General features: G+C 66.2%; 20 protein-coding genes. 4 read left to right on the top strand and 16 right to left on the bottom strand.

The window, feature by feature from the left end; genetic code table 11:
* Positions 1–127: 127 nt before the first annotated feature.
* The 3 genes from AC5Y4T_RS19970 to AC5Y4T_RS19960 all read right to left on the bottom strand — a co-directional run bounded on the left by AC5Y4T_RS19970 (position 128) and on the right by AC5Y4T_RS19960 (position 2,190).
* The gene (locus AC5Y4T_RS19970) at positions 128–619 is read right to left on the bottom strand and encodes a DUF2231 domain-containing protein (RefSeq protein WP_499921077.1); all 492 of its coding nucleotides are present in this window, start codon (positions 617–619) and stop codon (positions 128–130) included.
* Between the two features lie 30 nt (positions 620–649).
* Positions 650–1,264 carry a hypothetical protein gene (locus tag AC5Y4T_RS19965; protein WP_499921079.1) on the bottom strand — a complete coding sequence of 205 codons (615 nt, stop codon included), beginning with the start codon at positions 1,262–1,264 and terminating at the stop codon, positions 650–652.
* Between the two features lie 116 nt (positions 1,265–1,380).
* Positions 1,381–2,190 (bottom strand): SigB/SigF/SigG family RNA polymerase sigma factor, encoded by an 810-nt coding sequence (locus AC5Y4T_RS19960; RefSeq protein WP_499921080.1) that lies wholly within the window; start codon positions 2,188–2,190, stop codon positions 1,381–1,383.
* Between the two features lie 671 nt (positions 2,191–2,861).
* On the opposite strand from AC5Y4T_RS19960, the gene AC5Y4T_RS19955 reads away from it, so the two are divergent.
* Positions 2,862–3,749: an SDR family NAD(P)-dependent oxidoreductase gene (locus AC5Y4T_RS19955; RefSeq protein WP_499921081.1), complete on the top strand. Its 888-nt coding sequence runs from the start codon at positions 2,862–2,864 to the stop codon at positions 3,747–3,749.
* A gap of 31 nt (positions 3,750–3,780) precedes the next feature.
* Here the strand turns inward: AC5Y4T_RS19955 and AC5Y4T_RS19950 are convergent, their stop codons facing one another.
* From AC5Y4T_RS19950 to AC5Y4T_RS19940, 3 genes are all read right to left on the bottom strand, one after another.
* A complete protein-coding gene (locus tag AC5Y4T_RS19950; protein WP_499955068.1) occupies positions 3,781–4,416 on the bottom strand; it encodes a cutinase family protein in 636 nt (211 codons plus the stop codon).
* A gap of 136 nt (positions 4,417–4,552) precedes the next feature.
* Positions 4,553–5,020 (bottom strand): hypothetical protein, encoded by a 468-nt coding sequence (locus AC5Y4T_RS19945; protein WP_499955015.1) that lies wholly within the window; start codon positions 5,018–5,020, stop codon positions 4,553–4,555.
* 167 nt (positions 5,021–5,187) lie between these two features.
* Positions 5,188–5,859 carry a TetR/AcrR family transcriptional regulator gene (locus AC5Y4T_RS19940; RefSeq protein WP_499955013.1) on the bottom strand — a complete coding sequence of 224 codons (672 nt, stop codon included), beginning with the start codon at positions 5,857–5,859 and terminating at the stop codon, positions 5,188–5,190.
* Between the two features lie 190 nt (positions 5,860–6,049).
* On the opposite strand from AC5Y4T_RS19940, the gene AC5Y4T_RS19935 reads away from it, so the two are divergent.
* Positions 6,050–7,819 carry an N-acyl-D-amino-acid deacylase family protein gene (locus AC5Y4T_RS19935; RefSeq protein WP_499921085.1) on the top strand — a complete coding sequence of 590 codons (1,770 nt, stop codon included), beginning with the start codon at positions 6,050–6,052 and terminating at the stop codon, positions 7,817–7,819.
* A 31-nt stretch (positions 7,820–7,850) separates the two neighbouring features.
* On the opposite strand, the gene AC5Y4T_RS19930 is transcribed toward AC5Y4T_RS19935, so the two are convergent.
* Complete coding sequence (locus AC5Y4T_RS19930; RefSeq protein WP_499921086.1) at positions 7,851–8,456, bottom strand: TetR/AcrR family transcriptional regulator; 606 nt, start codon at positions 8,454–8,456, stop codon at positions 7,851–7,853.
* A 119-nt stretch (positions 8,457–8,575) separates the two neighbouring features.
* Here AC5Y4T_RS19930 and AC5Y4T_RS19925 point away from each other — a divergent pair, with 119 nt between their 5' ends.
* Positions 8,576–9,121, top strand: a complete 546-nt coding sequence (locus AC5Y4T_RS19925; RefSeq protein ID WP_499921088.1) for a class I SAM-dependent methyltransferase — start codon at positions 8,576–8,578, stop codon at positions 9,119–9,121.
* A gap of 18 nt (positions 9,122–9,139) precedes the next feature.
* Here AC5Y4T_RS19925 and AC5Y4T_RS19920 read toward each other — a convergent pair whose 3' ends face one another.
* The gene (locus tag AC5Y4T_RS19920; protein WP_499955010.1) at positions 9,140–10,495 is read right to left on the bottom strand and encodes a DEAD/DEAH box helicase; all 1,356 of its coding nucleotides are present in this window, start codon (positions 10,493–10,495) and stop codon (positions 9,140–9,142) included.
* Positions 10,496–10,787: 292 nt separating this feature from the next.
* Between AC5Y4T_RS19920 and AC5Y4T_RS19915 the strand changes: the two genes are divergently transcribed.
* On the top strand, positions 10,788–11,636 hold the full coding sequence (locus AC5Y4T_RS19915; protein WP_499921091.1) for an enoyl-CoA hydratase-related protein: 849 nt from the start codon (positions 10,788–10,790) through the stop codon (positions 11,634–11,636).
* A 61-nt stretch (positions 11,637–11,697) separates the two neighbouring features.
* Here the strand turns inward: AC5Y4T_RS19915 and AC5Y4T_RS19910 are convergent, their stop codons facing one another.
* From AC5Y4T_RS19910 to AC5Y4T_RS19875, 8 genes are read right to left on the bottom strand one after another with little or no spacing between them, the layout of a single operon-like run.
* A complete protein-coding gene (locus AC5Y4T_RS19910) occupies positions 11,698–13,395 on the bottom strand; it encodes an FAD-binding protein (protein ID WP_499955008.1) in 1,698 nt (565 codons plus the stop codon).
* The gene (locus AC5Y4T_RS19905) at positions 13,392–14,771 is read right to left on the bottom strand and encodes an aromatic ring-hydroxylating oxygenase subunit alpha (protein ID WP_499955006.1); all 1,380 of its coding nucleotides are present in this window, start codon (positions 14,769–14,771) and stop codon (positions 13,392–13,394) included. The genes AC5Y4T_RS19910 and AC5Y4T_RS19905 overlap by 4 nt, the downstream gene beginning before the upstream one ends.
* Before the next feature lie 13 nt (positions 14,772–14,784).
* The gene (locus tag AC5Y4T_RS19900; RefSeq protein ID WP_499955004.1) at positions 14,785–16,314 is read right to left on the bottom strand and encodes an acyl-CoA synthetase; all 1,530 of its coding nucleotides are present in this window, start codon (positions 16,312–16,314) and stop codon (positions 14,785–14,787) included.
* 8 nt (positions 16,315–16,322) lie between these two features.
* Positions 16,323–17,195 carry an enoyl-CoA hydratase-related protein gene (locus tag AC5Y4T_RS19895; RefSeq protein ID WP_499921097.1) on the bottom strand — a complete coding sequence of 291 codons (873 nt, stop codon included), beginning with the start codon at positions 17,193–17,195 and terminating at the stop codon, positions 16,323–16,325.
* 19 nt (positions 17,196–17,214) lie between these two features.
* Positions 17,215–17,451 (bottom strand): biotin/lipoyl-containing protein, encoded by a 237-nt coding sequence (locus tag AC5Y4T_RS19890; RefSeq protein WP_499955002.1) that lies wholly within the window; start codon positions 17,449–17,451, stop codon positions 17,215–17,217.
* Complete coding sequence (locus AC5Y4T_RS19885) at positions 17,444–18,442, bottom strand: alpha-ketoacid dehydrogenase subunit beta (protein ID WP_499955000.1); 999 nt, start codon at positions 18,440–18,442, stop codon at positions 17,444–17,446. The genes AC5Y4T_RS19890 and AC5Y4T_RS19885 overlap by 8 nt, the downstream gene beginning before the upstream one ends.
* 10 nt (positions 18,443–18,452) lie before the next feature.
* The gene (locus AC5Y4T_RS19880; RefSeq protein ID WP_499954998.1) at positions 18,453–19,442 is read right to left on the bottom strand and encodes a thiamine pyrophosphate-dependent dehydrogenase E1 component subunit alpha; all 990 of its coding nucleotides are present in this window, start codon (positions 19,440–19,442) and stop codon (positions 18,453–18,455) included.
* Between the two features lie 43 nt (positions 19,443–19,485).
* Positions 19,486–20,349, bottom strand: coding sequence for a mycofactocin-coupled SDR family oxidoreductase (locus AC5Y4T_RS19875; RefSeq protein WP_499954996.1), 864 nt, complete (start codon positions 20,347–20,349; stop codon positions 19,486–19,488).
* Between the last annotated feature and the right edge of the window lie 199 nt (positions 20,350–20,548).

Here is a 20,548-nt window from a genome sequence, read left to right as displayed (position 1 = left end):
CCGGCTTCGACACCGCAAACGGTAATGCACCGCCAGCGCCCATGTCGCAGAATATGGTTAGCGCGCGACAGTTATCCTTCGTAACCTGCCCGGCATGGGTCGAAGGATGTTGCTGCGAGCGGCGTCGTCAGCCCGGGTAGGTCTTCGTCAGGTGCGCGATCGCGGTGCCCCAGACCGATCGCGCACCGGCGTCGCCCACGCGGTAGATCTGGACCATCGATGAGATCGCCACCGCCAGAACGAGTATCGCGACGAGTGTCCGCGTCGCGGCGCTGCTCCTGCCGGATCGGCGTTCGATCATGCGCACGACGACCAGCACGATGGCGAGCGCCAGCAATGCGGCCGAGAAATACGACATCAGGCTGCCCCGCTCGGCGTGCTCCCGCAGGATCGGGCTGGGATTTTTCTTCTGGTCGTAGAGCCATCCGCCGGCGTTGATGGTGATCGGCGTCAACACCATGGTGACCGCGGCGAGGAGCAGCGTGAGCCACATCAGCTGACCGCGCCGCGCCGCCGACCATAATCCGCAGACGATTTCCAGCAGGGCGGTCAACGGCACCAGCACCAGCACGAAATGCAGCAGCAGGGCGTGAGCCGGCATGCCATTGATGACGTTCATCAGCGTCCCCCGATGGTGGTCGCGCAGGACCTAGCCGCCGAGCCCCTTCTTGATGGCCGCATCTTGCTTTTGGGCGACGTCGTTGACGAAGTCCGGCGGGGCCAGCGTGTCCGTTGGGCCGTCGAATTCCAGCGTGGCGAGCGCCCTGCCCTCGGTGAAAAGCAGGATTACCACGCCCTTGCTGCGATCCGGGGTGTTGCCCATCAACATCGTTCCGCCACTGCCGATGGTCGACGGTTGCGTAGTGGATTCTTTGATCACGCCGCCCTGTTGTCCCTTCGCGGTGTTCAACGCGTTTGTGGCCTCATCGGCGTCGTCGTAGACCTGGATCGTCACCTTGATCGCGTGACTACCGTCGTCGTCCTTGAAGGTGGTCGCCACGCCCGGCTGGCCGTTGGGATTGCTCGTCGGGGGCGCGGCGGTGAAGGGGACCGGGGCGTTGATGTCACTGGGCTGGATGAGCAACTTGGTGTACTCATTGGGCTGCGCCGGCGCCGATGATGCCGGCGCGGAGCCGCTGGCCGAGGGCGACGAGGTCGCCGAACCCGACTTTGACGGCTGCGCCTTGTTGCTGTCGCAGCCGGCCACCGCCACCGCCAGTGCCGCCGCTGCGACACCCGCGATCACCGTTCGTGACATCCTCATCGCGTGGAGCTCCCTTCCCGGTACTGCTGGGCGACAAAGTTCGGGTTGCCCATTTCAGTCGCACAGTACAGGGCTGCGCGGCAGGGTATGCCGCGCAGCGCCTAGGGAATTACCGCCTACTCGAGTTGATCGCGCAGGGAGCTCAGCGTGTTTGCCAAGATCCGGGATACCTGCATTTGCGACACGCCGATCCGCTCTGCGATCTGGCTCTGCGTCATCGATTCGAAGAACCGCATGCGCAACACCTCGCGTTCACGCTGCGGGAGGGTTGCAACCAGCACCCGTAAGGCTTCCCGGTTGGTGATGTGTTCGATCTGTGGGTCGATATCGCCGACGGAGTCGGCCACCGAACGAGGCGTTCCCGAGCTGTCCGCGCCGAGCGGCGCATCGAGAGAGTCGAGCCGATAGGCGTCGCCCGCGACGAGGCATTCGACGATCTCCTCCCGCGGCACCTCGAGCAACTGGGACAGCTCGCCGGCGGTGGGCGCGCGCCCGAGCTGCTGGGACAGATCCGCGGTCGCCCTGCTGATCTGAACGTGCAGCTCGCGCAGCCGCCGTGGGACGCGCATCCCCCAGCTGTAGTCGCGGAAGTAGCGCCTGACCTCGCCCATCATCGTGGGCACGGCGAACCCGATGAAGCTGGGACCTTTCGCGGGGTCGAACCGGTTGACAGCATTCATCAAGCCCAGCCGCGCAACCTGGATCAGGTCCTCGAGGCCTTCGCCCCGACGGGCGAAGTGACTGGCGACATGGTCCGCCAGCGGCAGGCAGCGGGACACGATGCGTTCACGCTGGTGGGCGTACTCGTGCGATTCGGCCGGCAGCTGCTGCAGCGCCACGAACATTGCGACGACATCGTCGTACGAATCGTCGGTTTTGGTTGTGGGTGGCGGGGCCGGACGTGTTGCGGAAATAACGTTGGTCATCGGCCGACGCACTCCATGATCATTCGATGAATCGGGTAAACCAGTGCGCGAGAACAAGTTTCCATGCTGACTCTCCTAGAGTCGTGTGCACCGGGACGTTGCAGCTATGCGCAATTCTCGCCCCCACTGCATCTCGATCCGCCGGACTGTCGAATCACCAGCGCACGTAGGAGCGGGGAGCTGACTGGGGCTGATTCGCCGGAGCCATACCGAGCTCAGTAAGCCGTGCGGCTGACTGGACCGCTTTTAGCTAAACGGCGACACGTCCATAACGGACTTCATTGGAGACTATACGCCGCTGCGCTCGGCCCGGCGAGGCTTGGCGCAACAAATTCTTCTAAATTGTGAACAGTTTCCGCGGTGTACGAGCGGGGTCGCTGCAAGCCGCCGGTCCGCAGCTATGGACTCCGTCAACAGTCGGACCGTCCTCTAGCTGGCGCGTTGTGCGCCGTACCGTGGCCGACGACGAAGTGGCCGGAGCTCTGGCAAACACTTATCGCCGGTTTGACGAATGGGAGCTGCGGTGGTTGATTCTCATTTCCGATCCCGCTGGGTACTGTTCGGTTGATGTTCGTGACCTCGATCGGCGAGCTCGGCTACCGCCGATGGCGAGACCGATTCGCACGCAACGTATTACGCGGTCTTCACCGCGTCCGCTACGGGAGCGGGCGGTGAGCGGCACCGAGGTCCCGCTGGCCGGGCGCGGCATCGTGGTATCGGGCGGCAGCCGCGGCATCGGACGAGCAGTCGCTGAGCTGCTGGGCATCCTGGGCGCCGGTGTGGTCGTCAACGGGCGTGACGAGCAGGCCGTGCAGGAGGCGGTCGCAGCGATCACGGCCCAGGGCGGGCGGGCCACCGGGGTGGTCGGAGCCGCAGACGAAGAGCGCGTCGCCCACTCGCTCGTCGACGCATGCATCAGCACATTCGGGCGGCTGGACACTCTGATCAATTGCGCCGGCATCGCCGAACCGCCGGGTTCGTCCATCATGACGATCTCCCCGGCAGAGTTCGAGCGCCTGATCAGCGGCCACCTGGGCACCGCCTTTCACACCTGTCGGGTGGCCGCCCCGGTGCTGGCCGCCCAGGGGCACGGCGCCATCATCAACACCAGTTCGGTGGCGTTTCTGGGTGATTACGGCGGGACCGGCTATCCGGCGGGAAAGGGCGCCGTCAACGGGCTGACGATGGCCATCGCCGCCGAACTGAGGCAGCACGGCGTGCGGGCCAATGTGGTGTGTCCCGGCGCCAGGACACGGCTTTCCACCGGTGCGCAATACGAACGACACATCGAAGACCTGCACCGCCGGGGGCTGCTCGACGAGGTGACCATGCGGGCGTCACTCGACAGCGCTCCGCCAGAGTTCGTCGCGCCCGTCTACGCTTACCTCGCGAGCGATTTGTCGCGCGAGGTCACCGGCCGAATCTTTGTTGCAGCAGGCGGTTTCGTGGGTAGCTTCGATCGCCAAACGCCACGGCTGCTCGGCTACCGCGACCATCACCAGACCGGGCCATGGTCGGTGCGCGACGTCCACCACATGATCGGAGAGACGGGCCAGTGACGAGGCTGGCGTGCGATGCTCGCGTCGAGCCTTACGAGAGCCGCTCGGCGGCGAAGTCGGCCGCTTGGTCGACCATGCCCGCCTCGACATATTGGCGGTGGGCGGCGGGGTTGACCGCGCCGGAGCAGACCGGGTCGCCGGGAACACACAATTCGAGCGTTTTCGCCGAATACAACGGCCCGATGTCCACCGGCGGCTGATTGATGATGCTCATGAACTGGCCCGATGGCTTGCCGAACAGCGCAACCGCGGCCACGTGGTTGGCCACTTCGGCCGGCATCGGCCGTAGTGACTGCACCAAGTGCACCCCGTCCGGGACGGCGCTCTCGGTGACGAAGCCGATCACCGCGGCGCCCTGCGAGTAGCCGCCCAGCACCATCTTCGTGCGGGGGCAGGTCGCCACCATCTGCTCGACATGACTGCCGGCGTCGCTGATGCCGTCGGCGGCCGTGGGGAAGTCGGTGGTGGCCGGGTAGTCGACCGGATACACGCCCACGGACTTACCGCCGACGTGTGAGCGCAAGGTGTCGACGAAGTTCTGCCCGATGCGCCCGACACCGGGCGGCTCGGTGGTGCCGCGGGCGAACACCACCTCGACGTCGGGGCATGGTTCTGCCGACACCGTGGCGACCGGACCGATGGGCAGAACCCAAATCGGTGACAGCACAGCACAAGTCAACACGACGAGACGATGCGCCTTCACATCGCGATCGTGCCACAGGACATCTGGGAACGCGCGTTGGGCGGTCGCTCATCGCGGAGAATGTGACGAAAGCCTCCGAGTCAATGATCGCGAGCGGCCACTAGCCCTCGCCGTGACCCTGCCGCTTGGCGCGAAGGGCGGAGCGGGCCGTGTGCAGTACCCCGCGGAACGCATGAGTGGCGGCCAGCCCGCACAGCACGATCAAGACGACGAACATCGGCAGCCAGTTGTCCCTGCTGTGGCTGACGTTCCACCAGACGATCGTGAACAGCACGGCACAGAGCAGCAGAACCGCGTCTCGCCAATTGCCGTGGTAGGAGAAGGCGGCCCTGCGCAGCGCTCGGCTACGGTCCGCGGCATCGATCAGATCATCGATGCGACCTTCGATGGCGCGCCGTAGTTCGGCGCGTCTGTCCACGTCCTCGGGGGGCAGTCGATCGAGCAGGTCCATGTCCTGCCTGATCGCTTCTCGGTAATCCGGGGCTTTGAATTGCCCCGCCGCGACCGCGAGCAGCGCACCACCGAAGATGGGTGCGCTGTTCAGCGCGACCTGTCCCAAACCCACCACGCCGCGCCTCCTTCAGTTGGTGGACAACCTTTAGTTGGTGAACCACGCCGTCCCGTTGAGGCTCGCAGAGCCGGGGAACGGCTCCGATAGGCGGGGCATGGAGCGCGACCGCGGTGACACAACGGCGTGAATGTATGGTCAGTTTCGTCGGTCCTGCCCTCCCCGGCTCAGGAGGCTTTCGAAGAGCGCCGGCGTGTTCTCGCCGCCTCCGGGGCACCCAGTGCGTCCATGGCGCGGACCATTTGCGGATAGGCGATCGCCGGCCCGATCCAGCGGGTGAGGTAGCGGCGCAGGTCGGCACCGCTGCGAGGAGGCCGGCCCGGGTCGGACAGGAAGGAATGCAGTACCCGCAGCGAGAATTCGTTCAGTTCGCCCAGGCCAGCTTCATCGAAACCGTAATGCTCCCAATCGATGTCGTAGCGATGAAGCATCGAACGGCCGAAGGCCAGCGCTGTATCGGAGACGATCGAAACCTTCTGGGCGCCGCGGTGGCGCTGGTTCAGCACGAATTCGACCTGGTTGTCCGAGGCCAGCTGTTCGACGGCGAAAGCCATTCCCTCGGTGATGGCCACCACGGGGTCTGTGACGCCCTGCAGGTGGGCCGCCATGCGATCGAGGAAGCCGTCGGCCGAGCGCATCGCGCAGGCCACCAGCAGCGCCTGCGTTCCAGGAAAGTACCGATAGACGGTCTGGCGGGTCACCCCCAGCGCCCGCGCCACGTCCGCGATCCGCATCGCCGAGCCACGTTCGTCGATGATTCTGTCCGCGGCGTCGAGGATGCGCTCGATCGCCTCCGCATCGGACGACGGCGTATTTCCTGCCCAACCGTGACTGCGCATGATTACCGGGTGGCAAACCCGTAGCCGGTGAACCCCACAGCCGGATCATAACGTCTCCGAGGCGCCATCGTTGCTGGCTAACTACGCTGGCTAACCACCGAGTGGTGCCCGCATCGCGCGGCGAGACAATATGCACATTATGTATGATCACTGCCAATCCGGGGCTCCGGCGCGACAGAGAGGCCGACCGATGCAGTACGACACGGTGATCACGAATGGGCGCTGGTTCGACGGGACGGGCGGCCCGTCGGCCCTAAGGAACATCGGCGTACGCGACGGGCGGGTAGTCACCATCGCCGAGGAGCCACTCGACACGACGGGCGCTGAGGTCATCGATGCCACCGGTCAGTGGGTGATTCCGGGCATCATCGACATCCACACCCACTACGACATTGAAACACTCTGTGAGCCGGCACTTTCCGAATCGCTGCGACATGGCGTGACGACCGTGATGCTGGGATCCTGCTCGCTGTCCACCGTGTACCTGAACAACGTCGACGCCGGCGACATCTTCGGCCGCGTCGAGGCGATTCCGCGGCGCTATGTCATCGAGCACCTCAACGAAGCCCGATCATGGAGCAGCCCAAAGGAATACGTGGCCGCACTCGAACAGCTGAACCTCGGCCCGAACATTGCGGCGTTCATCGGTCACTCCGACATGCGCGCCGCGACGATGGGACTGGACCGGGCAACCCGCAAGGACACGCGCCCGTCGGCGGCGGAGCTGGCTCGGATGGAGTCGATGCTCGAAGACGCACTCGACGAAGGCTTCGTCGGACTGTCCTCGCAGCAACTGCTTTTCGACAAGCTCGACGGCGAGGTCTGCCGATCGCGCACCTTGCCGTCGACCTACGCCAAGCCGCGCGAACTCCGGCGGCTGAACGCTATCCTGCGGCGGCGCAACAAAATTCTGCAGTCTGGGCCCGACATCAAGAACCCATTATCGATAGTGTCTCAACTGGCCACCTCGCTCGGGGTGGGGCGCCGGCGGTTGAAGACCAGCCTGCTGTCGGCCGCTGACGTCAAGTCCCTGCCGCCGGTCATCTACCTCATGGACTGGCTCGCGCGGGCGGTCAATGCCCTTGGCGCGGATTTCCGGTGGCAGCATCTGCCGGTGCCGTTCGAGGTCTATGCCGACGGAATTTCGCTGGTGATCTTCGAAGAGTTCGGGTCCGGCGCCGCCGCGTTGCACCTGCAGGACGAGATCGCCCGCAACGAGCTGATGCGCGACGAGGAGTACCGGCGCCAGTTCCGCAAGGATTACGACCAGAAATACGGGCCCAGGGTCTGGCACCGCGACTTCTTCGACGCCGAGATCGTCGCGTGCCCGGACCAATCGGTGGTCGGTAAATCCTTCGGCCGGGTGGGTCTGGATCGCGGCGGGCTGCATCCGGTCGACGCGTTCCTCGATCTGGTGCTCGAGCACGGCGACAAGCTGCGCTGGCGCACCACGATCTCCAACCACCGGCCCGAATTGCTCAAGAAGCTGGCCCAGAGCGCAGGCGTGCAGATGGGGTTCTCGGACGCGGGCGCGCACCTGCGCAACATGGCGTTCTACAACTCGGGCCTGCGCCTGCTGCGCCACGTGCGCGACGCCGAGAGGCAAGGCACGCCGTTCATGTCGATCGAGCGCGCCGTGCACCGGCTTACCGGTGAGCTCGGTGCGTGGTACGAGATCGACGCCGGCACGCTGCGCGAAGGCGACCGCGCCGACATCGTGGTCATCGACCCCGACAAGCTCGACGCGTCACTCGAGCGGTACGCCGAGCATCCGGTCCAGTCCTACGGCGGGCTGTCGCGGATGGTGAACCGCAACGACGAGACCGTCACGGCGGTCCTGGTGTCCGGGAGACTCGCCTTCGGCGCGGGTGAGGCTTCCCCGGAGTTGGGCCGGCGGCGTTTCGGTGAATTCCTCCGGGCCGGGGGCAGCCCGGCGCGAAAGCTGGCCCACACCGGTTAGGCGCACCTATTAGCTTGGGATGCCGCAACTTTCATGCCACCGATGCGCCCAGAATGAGGTTGACCGCCTCGTCGAGCTGCCCGGAGATCTCGGCGAAGCTGATGAACCGGGCGGTCATCAGCGCGCCGGAAAAGGTCATCTGCAGCGTGGATTTCACCGCTCTTGGCCAGCCCGGACCAAGCGCGGCCCCGATTCGCTTGGCCACTTCCTCGCCGATTTGTTCCCGCAGCGGTGCGACCGCCGGATCGTCGGCCATCAGCGCGGCGCCACAGGCGGCGGTCAGCTCCGGCTCATCGGCGACGACGACCGCCATGTCCCGCAGCGTGGCGCTGACCCGGGTCTTGGTCGAGTCGTTGACGTCGGTGTGTAGCGGCAGGTCGCGCAGGAACCGCAGGTACACCGCCGCTACGAGCGCGCTCTTCGACGGAAAGTAGGTATAGGCGCTGGCCGGCGATACTCCGGCGCGAGTCGCGACCGCGCGCATCGTCAGGTTCGCGTACGAGGATTCCCGCAGCTCCGTCAGCCCGGCATCGAGGACCTTGCGAATGGTCTGCCCCGGCCGACGATCCGACCGGCGGGCCGCGTTCGCGGGGGCGGTGTTCCCGGCAACGACCGGGGACGACGCATCTCTAGACACTCGTCCAGTGTAAGAACGCGGGTCGCCGCCAACAACATCCATCGAGCGCGGTCGGCGCGAACGGGGCATCCCGATACCAGACAGCTGTCCAGAAGAATTCGGGTTCTAGAGTGGCGCCCATGAGCGAAGCGGACCGGCAGCGCTGGGACGAACGGTATGCGGCCACGGGGCCGTCACCGTTGAGTTCGGTTGCCCCGCCCTCCGTTTTCGCGGGCCATGCCGATCTGTTTCCCACGGCCGGCACGGCCCTGGACCTCGCCTGCGGACAGGGCACCGGCTCGGTCTGGCTGGCCGCACGCGGCCTGCAGGTGGTGGGGTTCGACGTCTCCCCGGTGGCCATCGGCCACGCGCGGGAACTGGCCGGCCGCGCCGCGGTGGGCGATCGCTGTCGTTTCGACGTCGTCGACCTCGATGACGGCCTGCCGGCTGGGGCGCCGGTCGACGTCATCGTCTGCTGTAAGTTCCGGGACCCTCGCCTCGACCGGGCGATCATCGAACGGCTGTCGCCGGGCGGGTTGCTGGCGATCGCCGCGCTCAGTGAGGTTGGTGCCAGCCCCGGTCCCTTCCGCGTGGCGGCCGGAGAGCTACCCGCTGCCTTTGCCGGCCTGGACTTGATCGACGCCGGCGAAGGCGAAGGTCAGGCGTGGCTGCTGGCCCGGCGATGACGCGGTCTGTCCGGCGGGCTACCCGGCACTCCCTTGCGCTCGGCTCGAGCGGCGGCGATCGGGCCGTCGCGTACCGCTGCGATGAGGCATCGCCGACTCGGTCGGCGCGGTCCTCGGCGACCTGCGGGACCCGCCGCGCCGCTGCCCACCGGTCCGATGGTGCTGAGGCGCGCGCGAAGGCGCCCGGGCCGGCGCGGGGGCCTGGTATGGCGCCACCTCACCGACGAGCGCCTGCACCGCCTCCGATGCGGCAGTCACCTGCTGAGGGGCGACGTTGATACCGGCCTTGCGCATCAGCACCTGGGTGTCGCGGCGCTGCTCGGGCAGCACCACGGTGACGACGTCGCCGGCGCTTCCCGCCCGGGCCGTGCGCCCGGACCGGTGCAGATAGGACTTGTGTTCGGCTGGCGGGTCGATGTGCACCACGAGTTCGACCTCGTCGACGTGCACGCCCCGCGCGGCGATGTCGGTTGCCACCAGCACCCGGGCGCCACCCGAGGCGAACGCCGCGAGGTTGCGCTCTCGTGCGGGCTGAGACAGGTTGCCGTGCAGGTCAACTGACGGAACGCCGGACTCGGTGAGCTGCCTGGCGAGCTTGCGCGCCTGATGCTTGGTACGCATGAAGAGAATCCGGCGTCCGGTGCCGGATGCGAGCCGGTGCACGACTTCTTTCTTGGCCTCGACATTGGCGACGTGAAATACGTGATGGGTCATCTCGGATACCGGCGAGTTGGCCTCGTCGACCGAGTGCAGCACCTCGTTTCGCAGGAACCGCTTGACGAGTTTGTCGACGCCGTTGTCCAGCGTCGCCGAAAACAGCAGCCGCTGACCACCATTCGGAGTTGCGGCCAGGATCCGGGTGACGCCGGGCAGGAAGCCGAGATCGGCCATGTGGTCGGCCTCGTCGATCACGGTGATCTCGACCGCGTCGAGACTGATCAAGCGCTGCTTCATCAAGTCCTCGAGCCGGCCCGGGCAGGCCACCACGATGTCGGCGCCGGACTTGAGGGCGGCGACCTGGCGGGTCTGGGAAACGCCGCCGAAGATCGTGGTGACCCGCAGGCCGCAGGCCGTCGCCAGTGGCTCCAGGGTCGCTGTGATCTGCGTCGCTAACTCCCGGGTCGGCGCGAGGACCAACCCGGATGGCCGGGAGGGGCGCCCGTTCCCGCCCGACAGACGACTGACGAGCGGGATCGAGAAGGCCAGGGTCTTGCCGCTGCCGGTCTTTCCGCGACCGAGAACGTCGCGTCCGGCGAGCGTGTCGGGCAGCGTCTCGACCTGGATCGGAAACGGGTGGGTGATGCCGCGCTTGGCGAGCGCATCGACGAGCTGATTGCGCACGCCGAGGTCGGCGAAAGTCTTGCTGGTAGTCACTTTTCGGTGCCTTTCGGGCATCGGTGGTGCTGTGCCGCAGGCGAAAGCGCCGCGCGGCATCGGCACGAGGTGGCGAGATTGCCGGATGGCAAAATCGATCGCCGCGAGACAAGCATTGGGATGAGGAAGCGTTCCACGACGGTGTTGGCATGCGATGTCATGTAGCCAACGTTGCCGCCAGCCTAGCGCATCGGGACGCCAATGCCCTAACCAGCCGCGAAACCCCGACGGCCGACATTGCGCAACCGCAAAGCCAATTCGCAGAATGACGCTCTCCGGTAGTGTCACCGTGATGGAGCGGCGTGTCCTGGAAGCGGTCATTTATGAACGCGAACCGCCGATTGCGCGGATCATTCTCAACCGGGTGGACAAAGCCAATACCAAGGACGCCGTCCTGGTCGGTGAGGTCGACGAGTGCCTGCACGAGGCGGACCGGGACAAGGACATCAAGGTCGTCATTCTCAAGGCGAACGGCAAGGGATTCTGCGGCGGCCATGTGGCGCGCTGGGGTCCGGACGAAAACCCGTATCCCGATTTCGGGGACACGTTCGAGGACCTGTACAAAGGCACCGCCGATTTGTTTTTATGGCCGACCCTGTATCTGTGGGAATTCCCCAAGCCGACCATCTCGCAGATCCACGGTTATTGCATGGGCGGCGGGATATATCTGGGTTTGCTGACCGACTTCTGCGTCGCATCCGAGGACGCGTATTTCCAGATGCCACTTGCCCAAAGCCTCGGCGAACCGGGCGGGCACACAATGATCGAGCCGTGGCTGTTGATGAACTGGCATCGCACCATGGACTGGCTGCTGCTGGCTCCCACGTTGTCGGCGCAGCAGGCCCTCGACTGGGGCCTGCTCAACCGGGTGGTTGCACGCGACGACCTCGAGGACACCGTGGAGGAGATGGCGCGCAAGATCGCCCAAATCCCGCTAACCACACTGATGGCCGTCAAGAACAACGTGAAGCGCGCGTGGGAATTGATGGGCATGCGGGTTCATCTCCAGGTCAGCCACATCCTGACCAACATGGTGGGTGCCGCATCCGACGTGCAGGCGCGGCGGGCCGAGCTGATGCAGTCCGGCATGAAGCCGCGCGATTTCGTCGACCGCGACGAAAAATACTGCCCGCCAAAGTGAAACCAGTTTCACGGTCGGCGCTGAGCGTGAAACCAGTTTCACGCTCGGCGGGACCGTCCGCCTAGCGAGTCCGCTCGCCGGCGACCTTTCGGCCGGCGGCGTGTCGCGCCGCGACGTAGCCGAACACCATGGTGTAGGCGATGCTTCCGCCCGCGCCCAAATAGTTTCGGCCCATCACCGTCGCCGTGATGTTGCCCGTCGCGTACAAGCCGTCGATCACGCAGTCGTCGGAGTCGAGCACCTGCGCGTGCTCGTTGGTGATCACGCCGCCGCACGTCCCGACATCGGCGGGCAAGACCCGGGTGGCGTAGTACGGTGGCCGCTCGAGCGGCCCGAGCGCGGCGTTCGGGCGGTAGCCGGGATCACCCAGGCAGTCGTTGTAGGCCGACTGGCCGCGGCCGAAATCGGGGTCGAGGCCCTTGACCGCAAACCCGTTGAACCGCTTGACCGTCTGCTCGAGCGCGTCGGCGGGGACATCGATCTGTCGGGCGAGATCGGCGACGGTTGCACCGCGCAGCACCGCGCCCCGCTCTATCAGTTCCTCGGGCAGGCTGCGCTTCTTGAAGGGGTTGGCGCCCGAGACGTATCGGCGGATGTAGCCCTCGTCGAAGACCATCCAGCACGGCACCGCCTTGTTGGCGTACATGGCCTTGCCGACTTCGACGTAGGAGTTCGACTCGTTGCAGAATCTCTTGCCGGCCCCGTCGACGTAGATGGCCCCGGGGCGCTGCCGCCCGCTGCCGAGCGCCCTGGCTGCATCACCGCCGTCGGCGACGAAAATGGATGGCAGCCACCAGGCCTCGTCCAGCAGGTCGGTTTTCGCGCCCAGCCGCATCGCGGTCTCAAGCACCTCGCCGGTGTCTCCGGCATTGGCGATCGACCAGCGCGCCTCGTTGGGCTGGTCGCCGCTGTAGCGACGGCGCATGTCCGCATTGCGGCTGAAGCCGCCCGCCGCGAGCAGTACGCCCTTGCGCGCCTCGACATTCAGCGTGGTCCCGTCGCGGCAGACCCGCGCGCCGACGACACGGCCGTCCTCGACGATCAGATCGGCCATGGCCGCGTGAGTCCAGATCGGCGGGTCGCCGCGCAGGTCGATCAGCACCTTCAGCATCTGGCCGATGAGCGACGCGCCGTTGGTGAGCATTTCCCGCCGGAGCAGCCGCGCCGCCCTGGTGCGGGCGAACACCCGGGTGGCCACCGCGAAGGCTCGTGGCGACCGGTTGAAGTACTGCACCGAGCGCAACTCGTTCGTCTTGAGGACGAAACCCCCGTAGCTCTTGGCCATCGACGGCTGGACCTTGTCGCGCCAGTCTCCCAGCGCCGCGGCGTCAAACGGAACGCATTCGATGGCTCGGCCGGACTCGTTGCCGCCCTTGTGGTTCGGGTAGTAGTCGCTCCAGCCGGGGCACCGCACGAACCGAACGCCCTTACGGGCCAAAAAGTTGATCATCTCGTAGCCCGCGGTCAGGAAAGTCTCGCGGCGCGCCGGTGACGAGGCGGCCCCGATGTCGCCGACGACGTCGTCGAAGTACGCCAGGCCGTCCTCATGCGAGTCGGCGATGCCGTCGGCGCGCATCAACGGGTTGTTCGGCAGCCACACCATGCCACCGGACAGTCCGGTGGAACCGCCTACCAGCGCCTGCTTTTCGAGCACCAGGGGCTCGATGCCGGAGTCGAGCGCCGCCAGCGCCGCGGCCATGCCGCCCCCGCCGCTGCCGGCGATGAGCAGATCGACGGAGTGGTCCCACCGCGTGCTCATCGTGCCGCCCTACCGATGGCCCCAGGCGTCGAAGCGAGGCCGAGATCCACCATCGGCACGTCGATGGTGGTGTTGGTCTTCTGGATGGCGGGTACCAGCGTGTCGTACGGCAGCCCGGCGAGGAAGCCGTCGATGACCCGTTCGAAGTTCGAGATCAGTCCCTCGATTCGGCTGGACAGTCTCATGTATTCAAAACTCCTGGAGTGCAACCCTTTCTGTTGCTTAGGCAGGTTGGAGAAGTCCTGCGCGGGTATCGGCGGCCAGCGTGGGTCGTCGGGCGCCATCGGGTCCGGAGGCGTCGGTTTGGGCGTGATCTGGTCGGGTGGGATGCGGGTGAGCGACCAGATCTCGAAGAGGGTTTCCTCCGGTCCCAGCGGACGGATCCGGTAGGACGAGGCGCTGCTGTACTGCGGCAGGACGAAGTAATGCGGGAAGCAGAAATTGATGGCCTCGGTGATGCCGCGCCGCGCCAGTTCGTTGAGGTCGGGGATGTCGCAGCCCCTGGCTCGATGCCAATGCACGATGGCGTCGTTGAGGGTGGTACGCCAGACGTTCATCGCCTCGGCCGGATCGGACGGCAATTCCATGTCCTGCAGGCCTTCGGCGAGGCGGACGTCATTCTCGTGCGTCATACCGGCCATGCCCTCGCCGAGGGTGCGCATGAAATACAGGTTGGTCTGTGCCAATCCCGGTGGCTGGGCGGACGAGGCGGGCATGCTCGACGGCAGCAGTTGTGGGTGGGTCTGCGGGACGTGATACCCCTCCATGAAGGCGGCCGTCGCCAGCTTCCAGTTCACCGGCAGCCGGCACGACTGCCACCATTCGACGCGCAGCGACTCCACCTTCCAGGCGTCGTAGATCGACGCGAACGGTTCGAAGCAGTCGCGCAACGGCGGTGCGGCGTCGTCGAGGTTGATCCATGCGCAGCCGCCCCACACCTCGCATCGCACCGAGACGAGGCGAAGATCCTCCGGGTTCAGGTTGTGCTCGTCGAACTCCTCGGGCCTCAGCACAAACGTGTTACGCCCATCCATGCCCCAACACCAGCCATGGAAGGGACACACGAAGGTGCGCCGATTCCCGTTGCCTTCCACCAGCTTTACGCCGCGGTGGCGGCAGGCATTGTGATAGGCGCGCACGTTCTCGGCGTCGAGCCGCACGACGATGATGGAATCGTCGAGGATCTCGTACTCGACATAGTCGCCCGGCTTGGGGATCTCCTCGAGGCGGCAAGCCATCTGCCACACGCGCGGCCAGAGCAATTCCTTTTCGAGCGCGTAGAACTCCGGGTCGTAGTATCGCTGCTTGGGGATGCGATCGGCGGCCCGGACCGCCCACGGCACCGGAAGCGGGGTCCAGTTCACGTCCGTACTCATGGCCATCCCTCGTTCATACGATCCTCGATACCCGTCCCTGCCAGTAGCGGTCGCGGATGCGTCTCTTGTACAGCTTTCCGTTCGGGTCGCGCGGCAGCGAGTCGAATTCGACGGTGCGCGGGCACTTGTACCCGGCCAGGTGGGCCCGGCAGTACTCGACGAGTTCGGCCTCGAGCTCGGGTCCGGGCAGCACGCCGTCGGCCGGTTGCACGACGGCTTTGACCTCTTCGCCGAATTCGCCGTTGGGAACCCCGAATACCGCCGCGTCGACCAACTTCGGATGCATGATGAGCAGATTCTCCACCTCTTGCGGGTAGATGTTGACCCCGCCGGAGACGATCATGAAGGTCGAGCGGTCGGTGAGGTACAGGAACCCGTCGCGGTCGACATAGCCCATGTCGCCAAGCGATCGCCACCCGCGGTCGTTGGACACCGACGCGGTCTTGGCGGGATCCTTGAAGTATTCGAAGTCGGGCCCGCCTTCGAAGTACAGCTCGCCGGTTTCACCGACGGGAAGTTCTTGCCCGTCTTCGCCGAGCACGTGCACCGGGGCCATCGGAATCCCCACCGAGCCGGGATGGGCGAGCCAATCCTGCGGACCGATCGTGGTTCCCGCGAATCCCTCGGTGCCGCCGTAGTATTCGTGAATGATGGGCCCGAACCACTGCATCATTCGGTGCTTGACATCGACCGGGCACGGCGCCGCCGCGTGAATGACGCACCGCAAGCTGGACACGTCATAGCGTTTCCGCACGGCCTCGGGCAACTTGAGCATGCGCACGAACATCGTCGGTACGAACTGCGCGTGGGTCACCCGGTGGGTCTCGATCAGCCGCAACACCGCCTCGGCGTCGAACTTGCGCATCAGGATCGACGCCGCGCCCACCCGGTTGGCCGCCATGGTGTAGTTCACCCCCGCCGCGTGATACAGCGGCGCGGGGGACAGGTAGACACTCGAGGAGCTCATGCCGTATTTGTGGATCAGCGCCATCTCGAGCACCGACTGCGCCCAGGACCCGTTGCCGTCGACGGGAAGCGGTCGTCGCACCGCCTTGGGCCGTCCGGTGGTGCCGGACGAATAGAGCATCTCCGAGCCGTCCGATATCGGTGGGGCCTCGCCCGCCGCCGTCAGCGCGTCTTCATAGGAGCGCCAGCCGGCCAGGGGGCCGCCGACGGAGAAACGGGCGACCACCCTGGCGTTGCAATCGCGGATATGCGCAGCCAGTTCGGGCATCGAGGCATCGACGAAGACAGCCTTGGCGTCCGAGTCGTCGATGACGTAGCCGGCTTCCGCGGGGATGAAGTGGGTGTTGACCGCGGTGTAGTAGAGTCCGGAAAGTTGGGCCCCCCAAGTGATTTCGAGGAACTCCGGCCGGTTTGGCAGGACCAGCGCCACACCGTCGCCGCGGCGCAGCCCCGCCTCGTGCAATGCGGCGGCCACTCGTTGGCTGCGGGCATACAGTTCGCCGAACGAGATCGGGCCGTCGTCGGTGATCAGGGCCGGCGACTGTGCGGCTGCGATCGCGTGATCGGCGATGTTCACCAACGGTCCTAAGTCGTTGCGGCGCCGTCGGTCTGGGCGGCGGCCGCGGCCTGGCGGCGAGCCTGCTCGGACGGCAGCACCTTGTCCTTGAACACCGTCTGAATCAGCTCCTGCACATCCTTGCTGATGGAGGCGAGCGCGACGAGGTCGTTCGAGCTCTGCCAGTGCACCCGCATGCCCATCAGCTCCCAGGCGCGCTTCAGGTTGGCCTTGGTGGCCAGCAGGGTCGTCATCGGGGCCTGGGCGATGTGGCGGGCGATGGCCTCGACCCGGTCGTCGAGTTGGTCGCGCGGAACGACCTCGTTGACCAGACCGACGTCGAGAGCCTTCTTCGCGTCGATCACCTCGGCCAGGTAGAGGTAGTACGCGGCGCGCCGCCAGTTCATGAACACCCATGGCTCGATGGAACATTCACCCGACGGCATGCCGAAACCCTGCAGGGGCGGGTAGGAGAAGTACGCGTCCTCCGATGCGATGACGATGTCGGTCGTCAGTCCGTAGTGGGTGCCGCCGCCCACGCAATACCCGTGCACCTGGGCGATGGTCGGCTTGGAAAATTCCCAGAGGTTCAGGATTGGCTTGACGAAGAGGTCGGTCTGGGGTTTCCACGGCGTGCCCATCACCTTGGCGCCCTCGACGAACGACGGGTAGTCGACGGCGTTGTTGCCGATGGCGTGTCCCGAGCAGAAGCCCTTGCCGTTGGCCTTCATGATCAGCACTTTGATGTCGTAGTCGCGGTCGGCGTCGAGCAGCGCGGCGTCGACCTCTTCGGCCAGCTTCTGGTCCTGGGCGTTGGCCTTCTCCGGCCAGTTCAGCGTGACGCGGGCGATCGGGCCCTCTTTTTCGTAGATGATTCTTTCACGGGTCTCGTTGAGATCCATCCGGCTTTACCTCTCCTCGTTAGGACGTGATGACGCCGATTTCGGCGCCGATGTCGTAAATGGTCCCGACCTGGCCCGTCCAGCTGACGGTGCCGGATGCTCCGGCTTCTATCTCCTGCTCCACCTTCTCGGTGGCTATCACATAGATCGGCGTGCCCGCCTCGACATGCTCACCGGCGCCCACCAAGAGCCCGGTGAGTTCGGCTTCGGAGACCGCCACCGAGACGCGGGGGATGCGAATGATGAAGTCAGCCATGCACCTTCGCCCCCGCGCACGTGCGTTGTGCCGCTTCCACGATGCGGGCCGGTGACGGATACACCTGTGCTTCGAGCGCCGCGGCGGCCGGGTTGGGTACGAACCGTGCGGCGACCCGCTCGATGGGTGCGGCAAGTTCACCGAACAACTCGGTGGACAGGATCGCGGCGACTTCGGCTCCCGGGCCCGCGAATTGGACCGCGTCGTGCACGATGACGGCTCGGCGAGTCCGCCGGACGGATTCGACGATGGTTTCGACGTCCAGCGGCACCAGCGTGCGCAGGTCGATGACCTCCGTGCTGACGCCGCGCTCGGCCAGCGTGTCCGCGGCGGTGAGCGCGTCGTGCACACAGCGCCCGTAGCCGATCAGGCTCACATCGGTGCCGGGCCGTTTGATGTCGGCGTGGCCCAAGGGGATGGAGAAGCCGGGGTCGACGGGGACGGGCCCTTTCTTTCCCTGCAACCGGATGGTCTCGACGAACAGGCAGGGGTCGGGGTCGAAAATCGCCGACGTCAGCAGGCCTTTCCCGTCGCGCGGTGTGGACGGCACGATCACCTTCATGCCCGGGATGTGCATGAACCACGCCTCGAGGCTCTGCGAATGCGTCGCTCCGGTGGCCAGCCCCGCGTAGACCTGGGTGCGGACGGTGATCGGCGCCGACGTGCGCCCGGCGGTCATGAACCGCAGTTTGGCGGCGTTGTTGATCAGCTGGTCGGCGGCGATGCCGATGAAGTCCATGATCATGATCTCGGCGACCGGCAGCAATCCGTCGATGGCGGCACCGATGGCCGCGCCCAGGATCGCTGCCTCCGAAATCGGGGTGTCAAGGACGCGGTCGTGGCCGTACTTGGTCGACAGCCCGGCCGTCGGGCCGGACGCGCCGGGATCGGCGATGTCTTCACCGAGCAGAAATACCCGCTCGTCGGCCGCGAGCGCCTGATCCAGTGCGAGGTTCAACGCCTCGCGCATCGTCATCTCTTTGTCGTCCATCGCCAAATCCTCAGACCGGGAACCGGATTCCAGTCGCGTACACGTCCCGGTCGAGTTCGTCTGCCGTCGGCGGATCCGCGCTCATCACCGTCTGCAGGGCGGATTCCACCGTCGCCAGCGCCTCGTCGTCGATGCGCGCGAGTTCGTCTTCCCCACACACGCCTTCGGAGACCAGGTGCCGGCGGAAGCGTGGCACCGGGTCGGCGGCCATCGCCGCTTCGAGTTGATCGGTGGGGATGTACGGCATTCGGTCGCCGAAGTAGTGGCCGCGGAAACGGAATGTCACGCACTCGATGAAGGTGGGGCCCCGTTCATTCGAGCGGCCGCGGGCCCGTTGCAGCGCCGCGTCGAGCGCGGCCTTGACCGCCAACGGGTCGTTACCGTCGACGCGAACACCCGGCATGCCGTAGCCGGCGGCCCGATCGGCCACCCGCTCGAGCTTCATGGTGTCTGCTGTCGGTGTCATCTCGGCGTACAGGTTGTTCTGGCAGACGAACACCATGGGCAGGTCCCAGAGCGCGGCCATGTTGGCCGCCTCATGGAAGGAGCCGGTGTTGGTGGCACCGTCACCGAAGCTGACGACGGTGACGCGGTCGAACCCCTTGCGCTTGGCGGCCATCGCCAGCCCCACGGCCACCGGTGGCCCGGCTCCGACGATGCCGGTCGAAAGCATCACGCCCGCCTCGGGTTTGGCGATGTGCATGGTGCCGCCCTTGCCGCGGCTGGCGCCGACCGTCCGGCCCATCATCTCGCCGTAGATCTCCTCGAGCGGCACTCCCTTGCCGATGAGGTCGTGCAATCCGCGATACGTGGTCACCAGCTGGTCGTCGGGCCGCAGCGCGACACCCATCGCGGCGGCGATCGCCTCCTGACCGCGCGACGGCCAGTACACGCACATGAACTCCCCGGTGCCGATCCCCTTGGACAGCCGGTCGTCGGCCGCCTTCATCAGTACCATGAGCTCGTACAGGCGGCGTTGCATCGCGGGATCGTCGGTCATCGCGCAGTCCCGTTGTGCTGCATCCCGATTGGTGACACTGCCGTCACGCACGCGACCATGGCTTGACCTTGAGGAAACCGCCGCCGTCCACCCGGAGTTGCTGGCCGGTGATATAGCGGGCGGCGTCGGATGCCAGGAACAGCACCGCCTCGCTGATGTCCTCGGGCTCGACGTAGGGGATCGGCATCGCCTGGACGAAGGGAAAGATGGGTTCGGCGTCCTCGCGGGTCGGCTCCTTCAGGTCGGGCCGGAAGGCCCGGTACATCGGCGGGCTGTGCAACATGTCGGTGTTGACGTTCGTGGGATGCACCGCGTTCATCCGGATGGAGAACGGCGCGAGCGCCAGGGCGAAGTCGTTGACGTAGTGCGCGGCAGCCAGTTTCGCGAAGGCATAGCCGGCCCCGCCGGGGCCGCCGTCGATGCCGGTGGTGTTCATCGACGACATGAAGGCGGCGTTGGAACCGATCACCACGATCGACGCGCCGGCCTCGAGGTGTTTGAGGCTGGCATGGACGAGGTTGAGCACGCCAACCAAATCCACGTCCACCGCGTCGGCGAAAGCCTTCGGCGGCAGCCCCGCGGTCAGCGGGCAGATGCCGGCGTTGGCCACCACGACATCGAGGTGGCCGAACTCGGCGACGCCCTCGTCGATGGCCGCGGACAGGGCGACGCGGTCGCGGACGTCGGCGATCGCGGTGTACGCGCGCTGCCCCTCCTTTTCCACCAGCCGCGCCGTTTCGTCCAGGTCCTCGGGGCGGGCCAGCGGATACTCATTGGTGTCGATGTCCGTGCAGAGGTCTACGGCAATGATGTCCGCTCCTTCGGCGGCCAGCAGTCGCGCATGCGAGCGGCCCTGACCGCGCGCGGCGCCACTGATCACGGCCACCTTGCCCGTTACCCTGCCCATCGCCCGTCCTTCGTCCGAGTCTCTATGCCACGACCCGCGTTGCGGCCCAACGCCATTCGCTGCCGCCGCCGAGGTTGAAGGGGAGATGAATCGACTCCCGGCCCGGCCGCGCCGGATTGCGGCGCGCGGTCACCGCGGCGGGCGTCGGACTGAGAGCTTCGGTCGGCTCCATCGCATCTCTTCCACGAAAAACTGCGCT

This window comes from Mycobacterium sp. NGS11 (genome assembly GCF_059813315.1).
Note: the sequence above shows the minus strand (reverse complement) of the source record. Positions and strands in the feature narration are given on the sequence as shown.

Bases quoted from the DNA above. Each gene is read 5' to 3' on its own strand.
- AC5Y4T_RS19970 (WP_499921077.1), bottom strand. From the start codon at position 619: ATGAACGTCATCAATGGCATGCCGGCTCACGCCCTGCTGCTGCATTTC.
- AC5Y4T_RS19965 (WP_499921079.1), bottom strand. From the start codon at position 1,264: ATGAGGATGTCACGAACGGTGATCGCGGGTGTCGCAGCGGCGGCACTG.
- AC5Y4T_RS19960 (WP_499921080.1), bottom strand. From the start codon at position 2,190: ATGACCAACGTTATTTCCGCAACACGTCCGGCCCCGCCACCCACAACC.
- AC5Y4T_RS19940 (WP_499955013.1), bottom strand. From the start codon at position 5,859: ATGCGCAGTCACGGTTGGGCAGGAAATACGCCGTCGTCCGATGCGGAG.
- AC5Y4T_RS19935 (WP_499921085.1), top strand. From the start codon at position 6,050: ATGCAGTACGACACGGTGATCACGAATGGGCGCTGGTTCGACGGGACG.
- AC5Y4T_RS19925 (WP_499921088.1), top strand. From the start codon at position 8,576: ATGAGCGAAGCGGACCGGCAGCGCTGGGACGAACGGTATGCGGCCACG.
- AC5Y4T_RS19915 (WP_499921091.1), top strand. From the start codon at position 10,788: ATGGAGCGGCGTGTCCTGGAAGCGGTCATTTATGAACGCGAACCGCCG.
- AC5Y4T_RS19910 (WP_499955008.1), bottom strand. From the start codon at position 13,395: ATGAGCACGCGGTGGGACCACTCCGTCGATCTGCTCATCGCCGGCAGC.
- AC5Y4T_RS19905 (WP_499955006.1), bottom strand. From the start codon at position 14,771: ATGAGTACGGACGTGAACTGGACCCCGCTTCCGGTGCCGTGGGCGGTC.
- AC5Y4T_RS19895 (WP_499921097.1), bottom strand. From the start codon at position 17,195: ATGGATCTCAACGAGACCCGTGAAAGAATCATCTACGAAAAAGAGGGC.
- AC5Y4T_RS19890 (WP_499955002.1), bottom strand. From the start codon at position 17,451: ATGGCTGACTTCATCATTCGCATCCCCCGCGTCTCGGTGGCGGTCTCC.
- AC5Y4T_RS19885 (WP_499955000.1), bottom strand. From the start codon at position 18,442: ATGGACGACAAAGAGATGACGATGCGCGAGGCGTTGAACCTCGCACTG.
- AC5Y4T_RS19880 (WP_499954998.1), bottom strand. From the start codon at position 19,442: ATGACCGACGATCCCGCGATGCAACGCCGCCTGTACGAGCTCATGGTA.
- AC5Y4T_RS19875 (WP_499954996.1), bottom strand. From the start codon at position 20,349: ATGGGCAGGGTAACGGGCAAGGTGGCCGTGATCAGTGGCGCCGCGCGC.